The organism is Halomarina ordinaria (assembly GCF_030553305.1).
Taxonomy (GTDB): domain Archaea; phylum Halobacteriota; class Halobacteria; order Halobacteriales; family Haloarculaceae; genus Halomarina; species Halomarina ordinaria.
Genome location: NZ_JARRAH010000001.1, coordinates 1566821 through 1585137, shown reverse-complemented (window position 1 = coordinate 1585137; position 18317 = coordinate 1566821). Strand labels below are relative to the sequence as shown.

Sequence of the window (18317 nt, the reverse complement as noted above, 5' to 3'; positions counted from 1 at the left end):
TTCGGAACGGGAGACCGTCCGTTCAGTCCGCGCTCGCACCGCGCTGGGCCTGGGCCTGGGCCTGCCACTCGCGGATACGGTCGGCGCTGACGCCCTGGACCTCAGCCGCGACGGTGTCGGCCTCCGCCGACTGCAGGTCCTCCAGGCTCTCGATGCCCGCCGCCGCGAGCTTCTCCGCCGTCTTCTTCCCGATACCGTCGAGGTCCTCGATGGCCTGGGCGACCTGCCGGGCGCGGTACTCCGCGTAGTTGCAGATGGGACAGCCCAGTTCCCACGGCTCGTCGCCGTTGTGGACGACCAGTTCGGGCAGGTCGTGGTCCTCGCAGAACTCGTCGGTCACCTCGATGTCGCCGCGACGGGGTAGCGGCAGGGAGTACTCGCAGTCGGGGTAGCGCGTACAGCCGACCAGCCGCGACCCGGACCGGAGGGTCTTGATGGCGAGTTCGCCGCCCTCCTCCTCGCCGCACTCCGGACACGTCCCGATTATTTCGTCGTCGGCCTCGTCGGCCGCCTCGGCCTGGCACTGCGGACAGCCGTGGGTGTAGGTGTTGCGCCCGGCGAGCATCTTCACGTGACGGAGGTCGTGGTCCTCGCACGTCTCGTCGAGCACCAGCGGTTCGCCGCGGTTCGGCAGGGGAAGGGTGTACTCGCAGTCGGGGTAGCCGTCACAGCCGACGAAGTACGACCCCCACCGCGAGCGGCGCACGAGCAGGTCGTGCCCGCTCTCGGGGCACGGGCCGAGTATCTTGTCCGCCTTCAGCGCCGACCGGAGGTGCTCGCCGACCTCCTCGCGCGACTCGTGGAGGTCCGCGAACACCCGTTTGAGGATGTCACGGGACTCGTCGGTCACCTCGTCGAGCGTCGCCTCGCCCTCGGCGATGGCGGTCATGTCCCGCTCTAGCTGGGCGGTCATCTCCTCGCTCACGATGAGGTCGGCGAAGCGTTCGGCGGCCTCCACGACGCCCATTGCCAGTTTCGTCGGCCGCGGCGGGTCGTTCTCGACGTAGCCGCGGTCGTAGAGCTTCTGGAGGGTGCCGTGGCGGGTCGCCTTCGTCCCCACGCCCATCGACTCCATCGTCTCGATGAGCCGGGACTGCCCGCGCCGGCGGGGGGGCTGGGTCTGCTTCGCGTCGAGGCGCACCTCGCGAATCGCCAGCTCCTCGCCCTCCTCGACCTCGGGGACGTAGTTCTCGCTGGTCGAGTAGTAGGGGTAGACGGCGTGGTAGCCCTCCTCCAGGAGGCGCTTGCCGTTGGCCTTCAGGCGGCAGTCCTCGACCGTCTCGCCCCCCGGCACGGCGGCGACGACGCGCAGGTGCGCCCACGTCGCCGGGTCGGCGACGGTGGCGAAGAAGCGCCGGACGACCAGTTCGTACACCTCCCACTCGTCGTCGGAGAGTTCGGTGGGGAACTCGCCGGTGGGGTGGATGGGCGGGTGGTCGGTCGTCTCCTTGTCGCCGCTGGTCGGCTCGATGTCCTCGCGTTCGAGGAGCGATTCGGCGTCCTCGCCGAAGCGCGGGTGGGTCGCGAACGTCTCCAGCAGGTCGCGCTCGTCGAGGTCCTCCGGGTAGACGGTGTTGTCCGTCCGCGGGTAGGTGAGGTAGCCGGCGGTGTAGAGGTCCTCCGCGATGCTCATCGCGCGCTGGGCGGAGTAGCCGAGGCTCCCGGCCGCGCGGATGTACTGGGTGGTGTTGAACGGCGCGGGCGGGTCGTCGGTCCGGGTCCGTCGGCGGACCGACTCGACCGTCGCCGCGCTCGCACCCCGGAGGTGGTCGTAGACGGCGTCGGCCGTCGCCTCCTCCCAGAGGCGCTCGGCCTCGGTGCCGTCCTCGTCCTCGAAGAAGTACTGCGCCTCGAACGCCTCCTCGTCCTTCGAGAGGTCGGCGAACAGTTCCCAGTAGTCCTCGGGGTCGAACGCCTCTATCTCGCGCTCGCGGTCGACGATGAGCTTCAGCGTCGGCGACTGCACCCGGCCCACCGAGATGAAGTCCTCGCCGAGTTGCTTCGCCGACAGCGAGAGGAAGCGCGTCAGCGCCGCCCCCCACATCAGGTCCACGATCTGGCGCGCCTCGCCGGCCGCCGCGAGGTCGAAGTCCAGTTCCTCGGGGTCGGCGAACGCCCCCGTCACCTCGCGGTCGGTGATGGAGGAGAAGCGCACCCGCTCGATGGGGATGTCCGCCTCCTCGCGGACGAGTTCGTACGCCTCCTTGCCGATGAGTTCGCCCTCGCGGTCGTAGTCGGTGGCGACGATGGCGCTGTCGGCCTCGCGCGCCAGCGAGCGCAGCGCCGCGACGATGTTCTCCTGGGTCTCGGTCTTCACCACCTCGGCGTCGACGAGTTCCACCGGCTGGACGTCGCGCCAGTCGGCGTACTCCGGCGGGAAGTCGACGCCGACGACGTGGCCGGACAGGCCGATACAGCGCCGCCCGCCCCAGCGGTAGACGGGGACGCCGTTGCGCCGCTCGACGCTCGCGCCCCCCTCGCTGAGGATGTCGGCGATGCGTCGCGCCGCGTTGTCCTTCTCGGTGATGATCAACTCCACGGGGACCCACCTCTCCGCGTCATGTCGCGGGGATAAGCCGACCGGGGTTCTAACCCTTTCGGGTGTTTCGCGGCGGAAAACCGGGCGACTGCGGGCGGATGCGCGTCCGCGGACACACGCACGCGAGTGTGCGCGAGGATGCAGCCGGCCCCCCCGCGACACACAGACCGGCCCGACCGCCGGGCGTCGCTCCGTCGACGCACCGGCCGTCGGAACCTGAAACCCATTTGCCCGTCCGCTCGTTACCCTCTCCATGGACCAGCGACTCATCCCGGGCGTCAGGCTACTGCTCTTGCAGTTGCTCGCCCTCGACGCCCTGATCCACCTCGCCGACATCGCGCCGAACCTCGCGGCGGTGCTGCAGTCGGGAGCCACCCCCCGAACGACGACGGTGCTCATCGCCCTCTCCGTCGTCGCCATCGTCGTCGGCGTCCTCGCGGTGTGGGCGGGACTGCTCTCCTACCGGACGGCCTACGCGCTGGCGGCGGCCCTCATGCTCGCGGAGATCGTCGCGTGGCTCGTCGTCCACAACACCAGCCTCGGGCACACCCACGACGCCAGCCTCCTCGTGAGTACCGTCCAGCACTTCGTCGGCGAACCCATCGAGACGGCCGCGAAGACGGCGGAGGCCATCGCGCTCGTCCTCGCGGTCTACCTCTTCCGGGTCGACGCGGCGGCGACGACCTACCGCACGTCGTCCGTCCGTCGTCTGCTGGCGCGCGAGGAGTAGCCCCCTACGCCGCTACGCCGCCACGGCGCCGAAACTGGCCGTGGCGTTCACCCGACCGAAGTCGTACTCGCCGTCGTCCGTCTCGATGGCCGTCGCGTTCTCCGCGAGGAGCGCGCGAACCTCCTCGGGCCGGAGGTCGGGGTGCTCGCCGACGAGCAGCGCCGCGACCCCCGCGACGTAGGGGGCGGCGAAGGACGTCCCGCCCTCGACGTCGAGGCGTTCGGCGCCGACGGTGTCCGGCGCGACGACGTCCACCCCGTCGCGGACGCTGTAGGGCTGGAGCGCGCCGTCCGCGCTCGCGCCGACGGTGACCACGCCGGGGGCCGTCGCGGGGGCGCTCTGACCGCCCGTCGTCCAGTGGTAGAGTTCGTGGTTGCCGAACAGTTCGAGCGTCGACGACGACTCGACGCCGTCGCCCCGTATCGCGACGTAGTACCGCCCCTCGGGGACGGTCGTCTGCAGGTGTTCGAACGGCCGGCCGTCGTGCCCGGTCGCCGTGGCGACGGGGACGTCGCGCGCGCCGATGCGCTCGCGCAGGAGGTAGATGTCGTAGTCCGTCTCGGTCTCGGGCCACTCGTCCCACCGGAGGGTGAGCGAGACGGTCCCCTCGATGGGTTCGCCGCCGTTCAGGTAGTTGCCGTCGACGTCGTCGTCGAACTCGACCCACTCGGGGTCGTCGGGCGTGTGGTTCCCCCGCCAGTAGCGCTCGGCGTGGTTCCCGGCGGAGGTGACGAACACCGTCTCGTTGGCCGCCTCCGCGGCGACGTGGGCGATACTCCCCGTCCCGTCGCCGGGTTGACCGTAGTAGCTCCCGGCGTCGACGATGACGTCGGCGCCGGCCTCCTCGAGCCACTCGACGGCCGCCCGGTACTCCGCTTCGGTCGTCGTGTCGCCGATGGACGCGAGGTGGAGCGTCGCCCCGGGTGCGGTGTCGGCGACGACGCTCGCCACCGCGGTCCCGTGGCGCCAGTCGTCGGACGAGTCGTCGTCGAAGGACCGGTAGGAGCCGACGCTACCGACGACGGAGGGGTGGCCGACCCGGAAGCCGCTGTCGATGACCCCGACGGTGACGTTCTCACCGACGACGTCCTCGTCGTGGAGCGCGTCGGCGCCGACGACCGAGACGCCCGGCGCGACGAGGTCGTCCGCGACGTCCTGGGGGTCGGCGAAGCGGACCGACTGCACGCTCGGGTCGTTCGCCAGCGCGCGAACCGTCCCGACGGGGACCGACGCCTCGACGTGACGGGTACCCTCAGCGGTGTAGACCCGGCCGATGTCGAGTCCCTCGGACGCCGGGACGTTCCCCTGGTCTGCCAACTCGAGGACGACCCGGACCTCCCGGTCGACGGTCGCCGTCTCGGCGGGGTCGGGACCGTAGAGGTGGTCCTTCAGTTCCTCGACCGTGACCGTGTCCCGGTCGGCCGGGTCGTGGCCCGTGGTCCCGGGGAGCGTCGTGAGCGGGACGGCGAGCAGGCTACAGACGACCATCACCGCGAGGAGGTCGCGGGGCTCCATCGGGGTTCAGACGGTCGGTCGGTCCAGCCGGTTCCAGCGCTGCCAGGCGAGGAGGAGGGCGACGACGAGCAACCCGCCGGCGAAGAACAGCGCGCCGGGCGGGAGCGACAGCGGCGCCGTGGCTGCCCCCCCGCTCCCGACGCTGTCGGCCATCCGCGGGAGCGAGTCGCTCGCCACCCCCGCGGGGGTGGCGAGCCACTGGACGAACAGGCTCAGCACGCCGAGCACACCGACGGCCGCGACGAGGCCGCGCAGCGAGTCGAGGAACGACGTCTTTCGCTCCTTGCGGCCGACGAACACGACGAGCGGGTCCTCGCTCGGCGCGTAGACGTTCATCTCCCGACCCTTCTGCGAGTAGCGGGTGTCGGCGACGCGGACGAGACCGGCTTCCCGGAGGTTCGTGAGGTGGTGGCGGGCGTTCTGCAGCGAGGTGTCGACGCTGTCCGCGACTTCGGAGGCGGTCGCGGGCCGCTCGTGGAGCGCCGTCAGGACGGCGCGGGCCGTGTCGGACGAGAGCGAGGAGAGCAACTCCCCGGCGTCGTCGCTGTCGAGCCACAGGGTGCGGAGTTCCCCCTCCTGCTCAGAGCTGGCATCGGTGCTAGTTGGCAACAGCCCTGACATTGTACTGCACTTACCCCCCTGGGTACAAATATTTGCGGTAACTTTTTTTCACTTCGCTTCCTGACCGTCGAGAATTGGTACAGCGCTCTGGACGTTTGATTTCGGGGATTTCAACGAAGAATCATGTTCGTCGTCGAACGTGTCGAGTCCGACCCGGTCACGACCGCACCCGACGGCCACGGACCCCCGTCGTCGTCCGTCGCGTTCCTCGTCGCTACTCGTCGAGTTCCGCGCGGAGCAACTGGTTGACCGTCCCGGGGTCGGCGCTCCCGCCGGTGGCCGCCATCACCTGCCCGACGAGGTAGTTGAGCGCGCCGTCCTCGCCGGCGTGGTAGTCCGCGACGGCGTCGGGGTTGTCCGCGACGGCCGCCGCGACGGCCGCCGCCACCTCGTCGTCGTCGGTCGTCCCGAGGTCCTCGCGCTCGACCACCTCGTCGGGGGCGAGGCCCTCGTCGAGCATCGCCCGGAGGACGACCTCCTCCGCGTTCTTCGTCGTTATCTCCCCCTCGTCGTCGAGTTCGAGCAGGCGGACGACGTCCCCTCGCTCGACGGCCGACAGCGGCATGTCGCGGTAGTTGAGTTCGCCCAGCAGGCGGTCGGCGGTCCAGGCGGCCGCGAACTCGGGGTCGAACCGCTCGGTGAGCGCCTCGTAGAAGTCGGCCACCGCCTTCGTCGAGGTGAGCTTCGAGGCCGCCTCCGAGCCGAGGCCGTACTCCGCGCGGAAGCGCTCGCGGCGGGCGTCGGGGAGTTCGGGGATGGGAATCTCCTCCTTCCACCCCGACACCTGCATGGGTGGGAGGTCGGCCTCGGCGAAGTAGCGGTAGTCCTTCTCGGCTTCCTTCGAGCGCATCGAGACGGTGACGCCGCGCGCCTCGTCCCAGTGGCGCGTCTCCTGTTCGACCTCGCGGCCACGCTGGACGGCGTTTCGCTGACGGGTCACCTCGTAGGCCAGCGCCTTCTCCGCGCCCTTGTGACTGGAGATGTTCTTCACCTCCGTCCGGTTGGCGGCGGCGAGCGCCGTTCCGGAGATGCTCCCGTCCGCGTCGACCTCCTCGTTCGGCACGAGCGAGATGTTCGCGTCCACCCGGAGCGACCCGTCGCGCTCGGCGTCGAACACCCCGAGGTACTCCAGGACCTCCTCCAGTTTCGCGAGGAACGCCCGCACCTCCGAGGGCGAGCGGAAGTCGGGGCGGGTGACGATCTCCATCAGCGGCGTCCCGGCGCGGTTGTAGTTGACGAGCGTGTACTCCGCGCGGTCGATGGCGCCGCCCTCGTGTTTCAGCGACCCGGGGTCCTCCTCCAGGTGCGCGCGCTCGATGTCGATGACGCGGCGCTCGCCCTCGACGCTGATTTCGAGCGACCCGTCCTGACAGATGGGTTCGTCGTACTGCGTTATCTGGAAGTTCTTCGGCAGGTCGGGGTAGTAGTAGTTCTTCCGGTGGAACCGGGTCTCCTCGGGGATGCCGGCGTCGATGGCCTTCCCCACCTTTACGGCGGCCTCGACGGCGGCCTCGTTGACGACGGGCAACGCCCCCGGCAGGCCGAGACAGACGGGGCAGGTGTGGGTGTTGGGCGCGTCGTCGGCCGTGTCGGTCGAACAGCCACAGAAGAGCTTCGTGGCCGTCTCGAGCTGGACGTGGACCTCCAGTCCGATGACGACGGCGTGTTCGCGCGCCCGGGTCGTCTGCGCTGTCATTACTGGACTGTCCCGTCGGGGGCGCTAAAGGGTGTCGGGACCACGTGGGGTCGCCCCGTCGCCGGAGACACGTCAACGGACACGACACTTATCTCGCGCCACGACAAGTAGTATCATGCTTCACGCAGCGGGCCCACTCCTGACGGTCGACGTGACGACCCGGACCGCGCGACGGACCGACATCGAGGAGGTGCTGGCGGAGACGGTCGGCGGCCGTGCGACCGCGACCCGACTCGCCCACGAGCGGGTTCCGTTCGACGCCGACCCGTTCGGACCCGACAACCGGGTCTACCTCTCCATCGGCCCGCTCCAGCAGTCCCGGATGAGCTTCACCGGCCGGACGAACATGACCGGCCTCTCGCCGCTGACCGGCGGGCTCTGTTCGACGAACGCCGGCGGCTACCTATCGCGGAACGTCGCCGCAACGGGTATCAGCGCGCTCGAACTCGTCGGACGGAGCGACGAGTTGCTCGCGGTTCACGTCACCGACGAGGGCGTCGAGTTCGAGGCGGTCCCCGAACTGGCGGGGGCGCTCGTCCCCGAGGTGTCCGACTACGTCGCCGAGCACCGGGGGCTCGGCCCGGAACACTGTATCACCGTCGGGCCGGCCGGCGAGAACCGCGTCCGGTTCGCCAGCGTCATGACGTTCGACCGGCGGGCGTTCGGCCGGGGCGGTCTCGGGGCCGTCCTCGGGTCGAAGAACGTCAAGGCCGTCACGTTCTCCGGGGACGCACCGGCCGCCGTCGACCTCCCCGAGGCCGCGAGCGAGGTGGCCGACGAGGTGACCCGCGAGGCCGCGACCAGCGACAGCCCGATGCGGCGACAGGGGACGACGAGCTACACCGAGTTCATCGACGCGCAGTTCTCGCTTCCCACCCGGTACTTCTCCGAGCGCAGTTTCGAGCACGCCGCCGACATCGGTGGCGCCGCCGTCGAGGCCAAGAAGTACAAGAAGGGCACCTGCTCGCAGTGTGCGTTCGCCTGCAAACTCCCGACCCGTGACGAGGCCAGCGGCGTCGAGACGGAGGGACCGGAGTTCGAGACGGTCTACGCGTTCGGGTCGAACCAGGGCGTCGGCGACATCGTCGACGTGATGCGCGCCAACGAACTCTGTGACACGCTCGGGATGGACACCATCTCCGCGGGCGTCACCGTCGCCGCGTACCTCGCTAGCGAGGACGCGTTCGGGGACGCCGAACTCGCCCGCGAAATCACCAGGGACATCGCTCACCGCGAGGATGTCGGCGACCTGCTCGCCGAGGGCGTCCACCGCGCTCACGGGGAACTCGGCGTCGAGGACTGGACAGTCAAGGGGATGGAGTTCGCCGCCCACGACGGCCGGGCGCTCCACCCCCTCGGCCTGCAGTACGCCGTCTCGAACCGCGGCGCGGACCACCTCTACGCCCGGATGCCCACGCTCGGGTACAACGGCCACGTCGACCGGGAGGGGACCGCCGGGACGGCCACGACGCTCGTCGAGGGGGAGAACCGCAATGCGTTCCGGGACTCGGGTATCGTCTGTGCGTTCTCGGAGCGCATCGTCGAACCCGACCGTCTCGCGACGCTGTTCGACGCCGACTACGAGGACCTGCTGGCCGTCGGTGCTGACGTCGTGGAACGCGAACGTCACTTCAACAACCGCCGTGGGTTCGACGCGGCCGACGACACCCTCCTCTACGACGTCCCCGACCTTACCTCGTCCGTGCGGGAGTACTACGGGCTCCGGGGGTGGAGCGAGGACGGCGTCGTCCCCGACGACCGGTTCGACGGGGTGGACGCGTCTACTGCCGACTGACCCGCCCTAGTCGAGGAACTCGACGAGGTGGCCGTTCACCGCCTCGGGTTTCTCGTGCTGGAGCCAGTGGGTCGCGTCCTCGAACAGGACGAGGTCGGCGTCGTCGCAGTACTCGACGCTCCGGGCGGCGTTCTCCCGGACCAGCGCCGTGTCGCGCGCACCCCACAGCACGAGCGTCGGGACGCTCACCCGCCCCCGCCGGTCGAACAGGTCGCTCCGGAGACCGTTCGCCCGGTACCAGTTCAGCATCGCCGTGAGCGCACCGGGGCGCCCCCACGCCGTCCGGTAGCGCGCGAGGTCCACCTCCGAGAACGTCCCCGGTCGGGAGCCGTCGGTGAGCGCCCGCGTCAGGAGTTCGAACTCGCGCGCCCGGAGGACGCGCTCGGGCACCCGCGGGAGCTGGAAGAACCCCGCGTACCAGCTCCGGAGGCCCTGTCGCCAGTCCTCTCGCAAGGTCTCACCGAACGCGGCCGGGTGAGGGACGTTGAGGATACCGAGGCGTTCGACGCGCCCCGGGCGGTCGAGCGCGAGACACCACGCCACCATCGCCCCCCAGTCGTGGCCGACGACGCGCGCCGTCTCCGCGCCGGCGTCGTCGAGCAGGCCGACGACGTCCTCGACGAGTCGGTCGACGCGGTACGCGCTCGTCCCCTCGGGCTTGTCGCTCAGGTTGTAGCCGCGCTGGTCGGGTATCAGGACCCGGTAGCCCGCCCCGGCGAGCGCGTCGAGCTGGTGGCGCCAGCCGTACCAGAACTCGGGGAAGCCGTGGAGCAAGACGGCGAGTGGACCGTCCTCCGGACCGACCGCCCGGACGTGGAGCGTGACGCCGTCGGTCGTGACGTACCGCGAGGTGCCCGGAAGGTCGCGCGTTCGCTGAACCATACCGGTCCTACGCGCGCCGACACCGAAGTCGTTCGGAGAGATGTCAACGAAGTTGTCATTGTCTGACGCATGTTTATACGTCCGCGACGGTGGATGTTTCACATGGCTAGTGGCAATCGCGTGGAGGAACTCGAGGCACGTGTCCGCAAACTGGAAGCCTCCGTGACGGGCCTGACGGACGAACTGGTCGAGTGCAAGGAACGGCTCGCGACGCTCGAGGAGGCGGTCGCGCCCGAGGACGACGACATCATCGAGGGCCGACAGGTCGAGCCGGAATCCGAAGGTGACAAAGCCGCACAGGACAACGACGACCAGAGCGAAGACTCCGGCAGCGACGAGATAATCGTCGCGTAAGGGGTCCGCCAACGAGCGCCCCCATGCACATCAAAGAGCTCGTCCTCGACGATTTCAAGAGCTTCGGCCGAAAGACCCGAATCCCCTTCTACGAGGACTTCACGACCATCAGCGGTCCGAACGGGTCGGGGAAGTCGAACATCATCGATAGCATCCTGTTCGCCCTCGGGCTGGCGCGCACCAGCGGGATTCGCGCGGAGAAGCTCACCGACCTCATCTACAACCCCGACGACGACGGCGCCGCCTTCGCCGGCGAACGCGAGGCGAGCGTCGAGGTCGTCCTCGACAACGGCGACGGCACCCTCACGCGGTCGCAGGTCGTCAACGCCGCCGGCACCGACAGCGTCGGCGACGTCGACGAGATATCCATCCGTCGGCGGGTCAAACAGACCGAGGACAACTACTACTCGTACTACTACCTGAACGGCCGGTCCGTGAACCTCTCGGACATCCAGGACCTCCTCGCGCAGGCGGGGGTGGCCCCCGAGGGGTACAACGTCGTGATGCAGGGCGACGTGACCGAGATAATCAACATGACCCCCGGCTCGCGTCGGGAGATAATCGACGAGATAGCGGGCGTCGCGGAGTTCGACGCGCGCAAGGCCGACGCGATGGCCGAACTGGAGGTGGTCGAGGAGCGCGTCGACGAGGCCGACCTCCGCATCGAGGAGAAACACGAGCGCCTCGACCAGTTGGAGGACGAACGCGAGACCGCCCTCCAGTACCAGTCGCTGAAGGAGGAGCGCGCGGAGTTCGAGGGCTACCTCAGGGCCGCCGAACTCGAGGACAAGCGCGCGCGCCTCGACCGCACGGAGACGAAGGTCGAGCGCGACGAGGCGACGCTCGAGGAACGCCAGCGCGACCTCGACGAGCGTCAGGGCACCGTCCTCCGCCTCGAGGAGGACCTGGAGGACATGAACGCCGAAATCGAGCGCACCGGCGAGGACGAACAGCTCCGGGTCAAGCGCGAGATAGAGGAGATAAAGGGCGACATCGCCCGCCTCGAGGACAAGGCCGAGAGCGCCCGCGAGCGCATCGATGAGGCCGAGTCGAAGCGCCGGCAGGCGTTCGTGAAACTCGACCGCAAGCAGGAGCAGGTCGACGACTTCGACGCCCGCATCCGGAACCTGAAGGTCGAGAAGTCCTCGCTGAAGGCCGAGGTACTGGAGAAAGAGGAGGAACTGGCGACGGTCGAGGCCGAAATCGAGTCCGTCGACACCGAGTACGACCAGCTGCAATCGGACCTACAGGACGCACGTGACGACCTGGAGGCGGCGAAGGCCGAGAAGAACGAACTCCAGCGCGAGCAGGACCGCCTGCTCGACGAGGCGCGCCGTCGCTCGAACGACCAGCGCGACCTGCGCGAGGAGATCGACGACCTCGAAGCGACGATTCCCGAGCTGGAGGCCGACCGCGCCGACCTGGAGGCGGAACTGGAGAAGGCCGAGAAGAACAAGGCGACCATCGAGTCGGTCGTCGACGACCTCCGCGCGGAGAAGTACGACCTGCAGGAGGACCTCGACGACCTCGAAGACGAGGTGAACGCCGCCCAGCAGGAGTACGCCGAACTGGAGGCGAAGGCGGGCCAGTCGGGCGACAGCTCCTACGGCCGGGCGGTCACGACCGTACTCAACGCCGACATCGACGGCGTCCACGGCACCGTCGGCCAGCTGGGGAACGTCTCCAGTCGGTACGCCACCGCCTGCGAGACGGCCGCGGGGGGTCGCCTCGCGCACGTCGTCGTCGACGACGACGGCGTCGGCCAGCGCGGCATCGAGTACCTGAAGTCGCGCAACGCGGGTCGCGCGACGTTCCTGCCCATCAACAAGATGCACCAGCGGTCGCTGCCGAGCGCGCCGAGCAACGACGGCGTGGTCGGCTTCGTCTACGACCTCGTCGACTTCGACCCACAGTACGCCGGCGTGTTCTCCTACGTCGTCGGCGACACGCTCGTCGTCGAGGACATGGCGACGGCCCGCGACCTGATGGGGCAGTTCCGGATGGTCACCGTCGACGGCGAACTCGTCGAGAAGAGCGGCGCCATGACCGGCGGGTCGCGCAGCGGGTCGCGCTACTCCTTCTCCTCGGGGAAGGGTCAGCTAGAGCGCGTCGCCGAACGCATCGCCCGGCTGGAGGACGAGCGCCGCGAGGCGCGCGAGGCGGTCCGCGACGTGGAGAGTCGCCTCGACGACGCCCGCGACCGGCAGGCCGACGCGGCCGACACCGTCCGCGACATCCGGAGCGACATCGAGCGCGTCGAGGGGCGCATCGAGGAGGTCCGCGAGAGCGTCGCGGCGAAGGAGGCTCGACTGGAAGAACTCGACGCCGAGCGCGACGACGTCGCCGCCCGGATGGAGGCCCTCGAAGCGGACATCACCGCCCAGAACGAGACCATCGCGGACGTCGAGGCGCGCATCGACGAGCTGGAGGCGGAACTGCGCAACTCCGAGGTGGCGGAACTCACCGAACGCGCGGAGGAGATACGCGCCGACGTCGCCGACCTGGAGTCGGAGATGGACGACCTCGACGGCGACCTGAACGAACTCGGCCTGGAGAAACAGTACGCCGAGGAGGCCATCGAGGAACTCCACGAGACCATCGAGGACGCCCAGAACCGGAAGGCTGCGGCCGAGTCACGCGTCGACGAGCTGGCCGCGGAGGTCGAGGAACGCGAGGCGGCGCTCGAGGAGAAAGCCGAGCAGGTCGCCGACCTGGAGGACGAACTCGCCGAACTGAAGGACGAGCGCGAGGCGCTGAAGGCCGACCTCCGGGAGGCCCGGGAGGCGCGCGACGAGGTGAAAGAGACCGTCGCGACCGTCGAGAACCGTCTGGAGAACCGCCGCGAGACGGTCGAGCGCCTGGCGTGGGAGGTCGACGAACTCGCCGCGCAGGTCGGCGAGTACGACCCAGAGGCCATCCCGGACCACGACACCGTCGAGGCCGAAATCGAGCGGCTGGAGGGGGAGATGGCCGACCTCGAACCGGTCAACATGCTCGCCATCGAGGAGTACGACGACGTGGCCGACGACCTCGAGGAACTGGAGGAGAAACGCGCCACGCTCGTCGAGGAGCGCGACGGCATCGTCGAGCGCATCGAGGGCTACGAGTCGATGAAGCGCGAGACGTTCATGGAGGCCTACGAGGCCATCGACGCCCACTTCACGGACATCTTCGAGCGGCTCTCGGGCGGAACGGGCACCCTCCACCTGGAGGACGAGGAAGACCCGTTCGAGGGCGGGCTGACGATGAAGGCCCAGCCGGGCGACAAGCCCGTCCAGCGCCTCGCGGCGATGTCCGGCGGCGAGAAGTCGTTGACGGCGCTCGCGTTCATCTTCGCCATCCAGCGGCACAACCCGGCGCCGTTCTACGCGCTCGACGAGGTGGACGCCTTCCTCGACGCCGCGAACGCGGAGGCGGTCGGCGAACTCGTCGACGAACTCGCGGACACCGCCCAGTTCGTCGTCGTCTCCCACCGCTCGGCGTTGCTCGAACGCTCCGAGCGCGCCATCGGCGTCACCATGCAGGCCGACAACGTGAGCGCCGTGACGGGCATCGACCTCGCGGCGACGGGGGTGACGGCGGATGACTGAGCGCGACCCCGAGGACGCCCGTCCCGACGGCGGCGAGGGCGTCGCCTTCTCCTGGACCGACCACGCGCGCGACGCCGACGAAGCCGGCGACCCTCCGCTCGACGCGGAGGCAGCGGAGACGGTGGAGGACGATTCGGCACCGACTGACGACGACGTCGACGACACCGGCGACACCGGCGACACCGGCGAGGTCGAACCCGTCGAACTGCTCGTCCAGTTGGCCGACCGGGGGGAGATAGCGCCGTGGGACATCGACATCGTCGCCGTGACGGACAAGTTCCTCGCGGCGCTCGACGGGGGTGACCTCCGGACGGGTGGTCGGGCGCTGTTCTACGCGAGCGTCCTCCTGCGGATGAAGAGCGACGCGCTGCTCGAATCCGAGGAGGCCGAGGAACCGGCCGAGTGGGACGACTGGGACGAGTGGGAGGTCCCGCCCGACGCGGACGGCAAGGAGTGGGACGGCCCGGACCCGTTCGACGCGCTCGAACGCGAGATGGACCGCCGCCTCGAACGCAAGCGCGCCCGCGGGAAGCCCCGGACGCTCGACGAACTCGTGCGCGAACTGCGCGAGGCCGAGCGCGGGTCGTGGTGGAAGGAGTCGCGCACCTACGACACGAGCGACTCGCCGCGCGGGTTCCGCCGCGGGACGCAGACGCTCGACTACCACGCGGGCGACGACTTCCGCGTCGACGACGAACCGACGGCCGACGACGTCACCGGCACCGCCCACGCCGAGGACATCGAGGAGACCATCCGGCGCGTCGACCGCGCGCTCCGCGAACAGTACGACGCCGGGCGCGCGGAGGTGCTGTTCGCCGAGGTGGAGGAGACGGGCGGGTCGCGCGTCGAGACGTTCCTCGGCCTGCTCTTTCTCGCCCACCGGGGACAGGTGACCCTCCAGCAGGACGACCTCTTCGGCGACCTCTGGATTCGGGACCCGGCCGGGGCCGAGACGCCCGAGGAAGCCGTCGCGGACTGACCCGTCGCCGGTGACGGTACGCCCGCGTCTCCTTTCAATACGCTATCAACTCCCCGGCGATTTGTAAACGGTCTATCGTGTAAGTGGTGCTTTACCGGTCGCAACCGTCGAAAGTATCTTGTTCAATGATAGCGGATAGCACGATATGACGCCATCCTGGTTCCGCGAGCGATTGGACGAGACGGAAGGACGAGTCGACCCGAAGACGCTGGCCGAGGCGCTCAGATACGTCCGCGAGAACGGCCGCTGAACTCCCCTCTTCTTCGGCGGAATGCTCGACGCGTAGCGACCGCCCCAGCGTCACGGCGTCGACGCCGACGGCAGCGTCAGAGGTAGTCGCCGGCGAGCAACTCGACGCGCTCGCGGGTCTCCAGCGGGATGTGCTCGGTCGGCGTGTTGATGGTCCCCTCGAGGGCGTGACCGCAGTCGCACTCGCGCTCCTCGGGTAACGTCTCGATGGCGTGTTCGATGACGCGCTTGATGGCCGTCTCGTTGGCCGCGGCGTTCTCGAGCACCTCGTCCAGCGTGACCTCGGCGTCCTCCTTCCAGACGTCGTAGTCGGTGACGCCCGTCACGGTGGCGTAGCACATCTCCGCCTCGCGGGCGAGTTTCGCCTCGGGGATGGCGGTCATGCCGACGACGTCCCAGCCCTGCGCGCGGAAGAACTCGCTCTCGGCGCGCGTGGAGTACTGCGGCCCCTCGATGCAGACGTACGTCCCGCCCCTCTCGGCGCCGTCGTCGGTCGCCGCGTCGGCCGCCCCGGCGAGGTGGTCGACCATGTGCGGGCAGTAGGGGTCGGCGAAGCCCATGTGGACGACCATCCCCTCCTCGAAGAAGGTGTAGGGACGGTGGCGCGTCCGGTCGAATATCTGGTCGGGGACGAGCAGCGACTGGGGCGGGAGGTCCTCGCGGAGGCTCCCGACGGCGTTGCTCGCGAGGATGCGCTCGACGCCTACCTGTTTCAGCGCGTGGATGTTCGCCCGGTAGGGCGCCTCCGTCGGGTCGCGCTGGTGGTTCTTGCCGTGACGCGGGAGGAACGCCACTTCGGTCCCACCCATCTCGCCGAGAGTGACCGGTTCGCTCGGCTCGCCGAAGGGCGTCTCGACGGCCTCCTCGCGGACGTTCTCCAGGTCGAGCGCCTCGTAGATACCGCTCCCACCGATGAATCCGACTGTCATACCCCGAGCGAGGCGCGAGGGACACAAAACTCCCGCGGGACGGGTCGGACTACTCGGCGAGTCGCCAGACCCCGTCCGTCCGGTCGACGACGCCGCGACGCTCCATCTCGACGAGCACCTCGCCCATCCGTCCCGGCTGGGCGATCTCCATCTCGATGCGCTCGACGTCGTGGAACTCGCTGAGGTAGTGACGCAGTTCGTCGAGCGTGTAGGCCTCCTGGCCGGCTTTCTCCATGACGCCGCCCGTGAGGTCGATCATGTCCTCGATGAAGTTCCAGGGGTAGACGACCCACGCCCACTGTTCGAGGCGCTCGCCGACGTAGTCGGGGTCGAACTCGCTGGTGCCGAGCAACTGGAGGGTGGCCGTTCGGACGCCCTCGGGGTTCCGGTCGGTGACGTACTCGTGGGCGCGCTCGATGGACCCCCCCGTGTCGGCGATGTCGTCGATGATGAGGACGTTCTTGCCCTCGACGCTCCCCTCCGGCATCGGGTAGCGCACCTCGGGTTCCCCCGTCTTCTGGGCGGTACCGACGTAGTGCTCCATCTTCAGGCTCGTGAGGTCGTCGAGGCCGAGGAAGTCACAGAGACAGCGCCCCGCGAACCAGCCGCCGCGAGCCAGCGCCACCACCACGTCCGGTTCGAACTCCGCCGCCTTCACCTGGTCCGCGACGTCCCGGCAGAGGTCGTAGATGTAGTCCCAGTTCGTGATGGTGCACTTGAACTCGTCTGGGAGCTCACTCATGTCGGCTACCACTCGCCCCGCGCCGACCATAAGGGTTGATAAAGGCCCGTGCGACACCGCCTCGGAGCCGAACCCGAACCTACTGGTCGTCCCCACCCGTCCCCGACCTATGGCAGACGACGCCGACCACGAGCGATACGTGCGACGGGCCATCGAACTCGCCGAGGAGGCCGCGGCGGCCGGCGACCGGCCGTTCGGGACGCTCCTCGAACGCGACGGCGAGGTGCTCGCCGAGTCGCGGAACACCGTCGTAACCGACTCGGACGTCACCGCCCACCCCGAACTGAAGCTGGCGCGGTGGGCCGCCCGCGAACTCGACGCCGACGCGCTCGCGGCGACGACGATGTACACGAGCACCGAACCCTGCGCGATGTGCGCGACGGCGCTCTACAACGCCGGCCTGCGGCGCGTCTACAGCACGGGCGCGACCGAACTGGCGAGTCTCGCCGAACCGGGCCTGACGCTCCCCTCCGAGCGGGTGTTCGACCACGCCGAAGAGGAGGTCACCGTCGTCGGGGGCGTCCTCGCGAGGGCGGGCCGGGCCGTCCACGAGTCGTTCTGGTAGGCGTCGAGGGCCACCAACCCTTATTCCACGCGCGGGAGTGGTCCGCGTATGGACAGCCGCCGCACCCTGCTGGTGGACGCCTTCACCGACGAACCGCTCGCGGGCAACGCCGCCGGCGGTGTCCCCGACGCGGAGGGGCTGACCGCCGACCAGATGCAGCGCGTCGCCCGCGAGTTGAACGCCAGCGAGACGGCCTTCCTCACCGACAGCGAGGAGGCCGACCGCCAGGTGCGCTACTTCACGCCGTCGACGGAGGTCGACCTCTGTGGGCACGCGACGGTCGCCTGCCACGCCCACCTCTTCGAGGACGGTGTCATCGACGCCGGGAGTCACACCCTCGCGACGAACGTGGGCGTCCTCGACATTGACGTGGATGACGACGGGACGGTGTGGATGACGCAGGCGCCGCCGGAACTCCACGAGGTCGAGGTGAGCCACGAGGACGTCGCCGCCGCCGTGGGCGTCGACCTCGACGCGCTCACCGACGTGGCCGACGACCTCCCGCTGGCGTGGAGTTCGACGGGACTGGCCTTCCTCGTCGTCCCCGTGGCCCGCCTCGACGACCTCGGGAACGCGACGCCGGACATGGCGGCCGTCGAGTCGCTCTGCGAGACGGTGGACGCGACGGGCGTCTACGCCTTCACCTTCGAGACGCTCGACCCCGGGGCGACCCTCCACGGACGGATGTTCGCCCCGCTCGCGGGCGTCCCCGAGGACCCCGTCACCGGCACCGCCAGCGGCGCGGTGGGGGCGTACCTCCGGGCGTACGACGCCTTCGAGGGCGCGATGGGCGCGGGGGACGACGGCGAGGGAGGCGAGGGGGGCGACGCCCCCCCGGCGGACGAGGCGGGCACGCGCGTCGCCGAGGGCCTCCCCGAGGAGATGGTCTTCGAGCAGGGGCACTTCGTCGACCGGCCCGGACGCGCGCTGGTGCGCGCCCGCGGCGAGGTACGCGTCGGGGGGCGGGCGCTCACCGCGCTCGACGGGTCGCTCGCGGTGCCGGACGCCGAGGACGACGACGTCATCGAGGCCTGAACGGGGTCGAGAAACCGACACACGGCGCAGCGTTCGAACCATCTCGCATCCCCCGTATCGTCCCTAGAAAGGGTCGGAAGGTTCTTTATCGAGTTC

At 69.6% G+C, this 18317-nt stretch carries 14 protein-coding genes; 7 read left to right on the top strand and 7 right to left on the bottom strand.

Annotated elements, in window-relative coordinates:
- Positions 1–22: 22 nt before the first annotated feature.
- The gene (locus P1Y20_RS08565) at positions 23–2539 is read right to left on the bottom strand and encodes a DNA topoisomerase I (RefSeq protein ID WP_304448245.1); all 2517 of its coding nucleotides are present in this window, start codon (positions 2537–2539) and stop codon (positions 23–25) included.
- Positions 2540–2792: 253 nt separating this feature from the next.
- On the opposite strand from P1Y20_RS08565, the gene P1Y20_RS08560 reads away from it, so the two are divergent.
- Entirely contained in the window at positions 2793–3269 is a 477-nt protein-coding gene (locus tag P1Y20_RS08560; RefSeq protein ID WP_304448244.1) for a hypothetical protein, read from the top strand.
- Between the two features lie 12 nt (positions 3270–3281).
- On the opposite strand, the gene P1Y20_RS08555 is transcribed toward P1Y20_RS08560, so the two are convergent.
- The 3 genes from P1Y20_RS08555 to gatB form a co-directional block, all read right to left on the bottom strand.
- Complete coding sequence (locus tag P1Y20_RS08555) at positions 3282–4784, bottom strand: S8 family peptidase (RefSeq protein WP_304448243.1); 1503 nt, start codon at positions 4782–4784, stop codon at positions 3282–3284.
- 6 nt (positions 4785–4790) lie between these two features.
- The gene (locus tag P1Y20_RS08550) at positions 4791–5405 is read right to left on the bottom strand and encodes an ArsR/SmtB family transcription factor (RefSeq protein WP_304448242.1); all 615 of its coding nucleotides are present in this window, start codon (positions 5403–5405) and stop codon (positions 4791–4793) included.
- A 214-nt stretch (positions 5406–5619) separates the two neighbouring features.
- Positions 5620–7101 (bottom strand): Asp-tRNA(Asn)/Glu-tRNA(Gln) amidotransferase subunit GatB, encoded by a 1482-nt coding sequence (gene gatB / locus P1Y20_RS08545; protein ID WP_304448241.1) that lies wholly within the window; start codon positions 7099–7101, stop codon positions 5620–5622.
- A 115-nt stretch (positions 7102–7216) separates the two neighbouring features.
- Here gatB and P1Y20_RS08540 point away from each other — a divergent pair, with 115 nt between their 5' ends.
- On the top strand, positions 7217–8896 hold the full coding sequence (locus P1Y20_RS08540) for an aldehyde ferredoxin oxidoreductase C-terminal domain-containing protein (protein ID WP_304448240.1): 1680 nt from the start codon (positions 7217–7219) through the stop codon (positions 8894–8896).
- A 6-nt stretch (positions 8897–8902) separates the two neighbouring features.
- On the opposite strand, the gene P1Y20_RS08535 is transcribed toward P1Y20_RS08540, so the two are convergent.
- Positions 8903–9778, bottom strand: coding sequence for an alpha/beta fold hydrolase (locus tag P1Y20_RS08535; RefSeq protein WP_304448239.1), 876 nt, complete (start codon positions 9776–9778; stop codon positions 8903–8905).
- 102 nt (positions 9779–9880) lie between these two features.
- Between P1Y20_RS08535 and P1Y20_RS08530 the strand changes: the two genes are divergently transcribed.
- Genes P1Y20_RS08530 through P1Y20_RS08520 form a run of 3 tightly spaced genes read left to right on the top strand, consistent with a single transcriptional unit; the run spans position 9881 to position 14701 of the window.
- Positions 9881–10132 carry a DUF7518 family protein gene (locus P1Y20_RS08530; RefSeq protein ID WP_304448238.1) on the top strand — a complete coding sequence of 84 codons (252 nt, stop codon included), beginning with the start codon at positions 9881–9883 and terminating at the stop codon, positions 10130–10132.
- Positions 10133–10155: 23 nt separating this feature from the next.
- Complete coding sequence (gene smc, locus P1Y20_RS08525; RefSeq protein WP_304448237.1) at positions 10156–13722, top strand: chromosome segregation protein SMC; 3567 nt, start codon at positions 10156–10158, stop codon at positions 13720–13722.
- On the top strand, positions 13715–14701 hold the full coding sequence (locus P1Y20_RS08520) for a segregation and condensation protein A (RefSeq protein WP_304448236.1): 987 nt from the start codon (positions 13715–13717) through the stop codon (positions 14699–14701). The genes smc and P1Y20_RS08520 overlap by 8 nt, the downstream gene beginning before the upstream one ends.
- A 326-nt stretch (positions 14702–15027) precedes the next feature.
- Here P1Y20_RS08520 and mtnP read toward each other — a convergent pair whose 3' ends face one another.
- Positions 15028–15879, bottom strand: coding sequence for an S-methyl-5'-thioadenosine phosphorylase (gene mtnP / locus P1Y20_RS08515; protein ID WP_304448235.1), 852 nt, complete (start codon positions 15877–15879; stop codon positions 15028–15030).
- Between the two features lie 49 nt (positions 15880–15928).
- Complete coding sequence (locus P1Y20_RS08510; RefSeq protein ID WP_304448234.1) at positions 15929–16621, bottom strand: phosphoribosyltransferase; 693 nt, start codon at positions 16619–16621, stop codon at positions 15929–15931.
- Between the two features lie 109 nt (positions 16622–16730).
- Between P1Y20_RS08510 and P1Y20_RS08505 the strand changes: the two genes are divergently transcribed.
- Positions 16731–17186, top strand: coding sequence for a nucleoside deaminase (locus P1Y20_RS08505; RefSeq protein WP_304448233.1), 456 nt, complete (start codon positions 16731–16733; stop codon positions 17184–17186).
- A gap of 48 nt (positions 17187–17234) precedes the next feature.
- Positions 17235–18221, top strand: coding sequence for a PhzF family phenazine biosynthesis protein (locus tag P1Y20_RS08500; RefSeq protein WP_304448232.1), 987 nt, complete (start codon positions 17235–17237; stop codon positions 18219–18221).
- Positions 18222–18317 lie beyond the last annotated feature (96 nt).